The organism is Acidithiobacillus ferriphilus (genome assembly GCF_018854775.1).
Classification (GTDB): Bacteria; Pseudomonadota; Gammaproteobacteria; order Acidithiobacillales; family Acidithiobacillaceae; genus Acidithiobacillus; species Acidithiobacillus ferriphilus.
On the sequence record NZ_JAAZTY010000151.1, the window covers coordinates 1 to 2,130 of the forward strand.

At 60.7% G+C, this 2,130-nt stretch carries 2 protein-coding genes and 1 pseudogene; all 3 read left to right on the forward strand.

From position 1 onward, the window contains the following. Nucleotides 1-197, forward strand: a pseudogene (locus HF921_RS10510) (transposase); the annotation flags it as partial. A gap of 88 nt (nucleotides 198-285) precedes the next feature. Further along, nucleotides 286-1,365, forward strand: a complete 1,080-nt coding sequence (gene istA / locus HF921_RS10515) for an IS21 family transposase (protein ID WP_215893784.1) — start codon at nucleotides 286-288, stop codon at nucleotides 1,363-1,365. Further along, on the forward strand, nucleotides 1,362-2,130 hold a 769-nt coding region (gene istB / locus HF921_RS10520), incomplete at its 3' end, for an IS21-like element helper ATPase IstB (RefSeq protein WP_215893783.1). The genes istA and istB, both read left to right, overlap by 4 nt.

Below are 2,130 nucleotides of genomic sequence, written 5' to 3' on the forward strand. Positions count from 1 at the left end.
TGGAAGGTAAACGGTATGCCTACTGGTGGGTGGACGGCGTCTATACCAATCTACGTGCGGAGGAGGATCCGCGCATCTGCCTGCTGGTGATTATTGGCGTGACGGCGGACGGGAAGAAGGAACTGGTCAGTGTCAGCGATGGCCTGCGCGAATCCAAGGCCTCCTGGCTGGAGGTTCTGCGCGACCTGCAGGCTCGTGTGTCACCGCCGGATGTAAGTTGATACAGAGCGCCGATTGAAAACTGATACACCGATTTAAGAAAATGGCCGGATTTTGAGGTTGGCCGTGATCACAGACGAGGTGTATGTGGAGATTGAATTATTGAGAAAGCACGGCATGAGCCTGCGCAAGATTGCCGAAGAAGTAGGGTGCGCGGTGAACACCGTACGCAGCCACCTGGCAGCAGAGACATGGCCGCATTACCAGCGCAACACACAGCGCGTGACCAAGCTGTCAGCGTTTGTGGATTACTTGTGCGAACGCCAGGCAGCCGCCCATCCGGCATGGATACCGGCGACGGTATTGCTGCGCGAGATCAAAGCTCTGGGCTATCTCGGCAGTCACAGCCAGCTACGCGCCTATATGCACTGCCTCAAACCGACACTGCCGGTAGAGCCGGTAGTGCGGTTCGAGACCGCGCCGGGCGAGCAGACGCAAGTCGACTGGGTCGAGTTTCGCCACGGCCACAACCCGCTCTACGCCTTCTGCGCCACACTCGGCTACAGCCGCGTGAGCTTTGTCGAGTTCGTCACCGACATGAAAGTGGAGACGCTGATCGCCTGCCACCAGCACGCCTTCGATGCGTTTGGCGGCGTCACCCTGCGCATTCTGTACGACAACATGAAGACCGTGGTGATCGAGCGTGATGCCATGGGTGACGGCGCACATCGCTTCCACGCCGGATTTCTCGATTACGCCCGCCACTGTGGCTTTGTGATCAAGCTGTGCCGCCCGTATCGAGCCAAGACCAAGGGTAAGGTCGAGCGCTTCAACGGCTATTTGCGGCGCTCGTTTTACGTGCCCCTGGTGGCGCAGCTCAAACAGGCCGGACTGACCCTGGATGCGGTCACCGCCAATGCCCAGGTGCGGCGCTGGCTAAAGGACATCGCCAATGAACGCATCCATGGCACGACACAAATGCGCCCCGCCCAACGCTTGCCGGAAGAATGCCTGCAACCGCTACCCAGCCCCTGGCGTGGCGACATCCGGGCGGCGCGCCCCCAGCGCGAGGTCGCTGTCGAGGTAACAGCGCGTCCCGTGGTGGTCATCGAGCGGATTGCCCAGGTGTTGCCAGCGCAACACCCCCTGGCGGTGTACGAGCGGCTTCTTGATCAAATCCGTAATGAGCCGGGGGTAGCGGTATGAACCTCCAACACGAAAGAATGCTGGCACTGTGTGAATCGCTCAACCTGCCGTTTGTGGCGCAGGGGTACCCGCTGGCCGCGCAGGATGCCGCACAGCAGGAAACCGCCTATAGCGACTTCCTGGAGGGGTTGCTGCGGGCCGAGGCGGCGGGACGCAACGTGAGAAAGCAGACCATGCTTACGCGCCTGGCGGGCTTCCCGGCGATCAAGACGCTGGACGACTTCGATTATGAATTTGCCCAAGGGGTGAAGCGCAGCCAGATTGAGGAGCTGGCCGGGCTGGGGTTTGTGGAGCGCAATGAGAATGTGGTGCTCGTCGGCCCCTCGGGGGTGGGCAAGACCCACTTGGCGATAGCCTTGGGTTACCGGGCAGCGCAGGCCGGCATCAAGACACGCTTTACCACTGCCGCCGATCTGTTGCTGACCCTGACCACCGCGCACCTCCAAAACCAGCTGAAGGGCGTCATGCATCGGGCCATCAACAGCTATCGCCTGCTGATCATTGATGAAATCGGCTATCTGCCGATGAACCGCGAGCAGGCCAACCTGTTCTTCCAGGTGATCGCGGCGCGTTATGAAAAAGGCAGCTTGATCGTCACCAGCAACCTGCCGTTCGGCCAATGGGATGCGACCTTCGCCGAGGATGCCACGCTGACTGCTGCGCTGCTCGATCGTCTGCTGCACCACGCACGCATCGTGCCGATTGCAGGTGAAAGCTACCGCCTCAAAAATCAGCGTGCGGCGGGAATGGTAAAGGCTAAGCGGG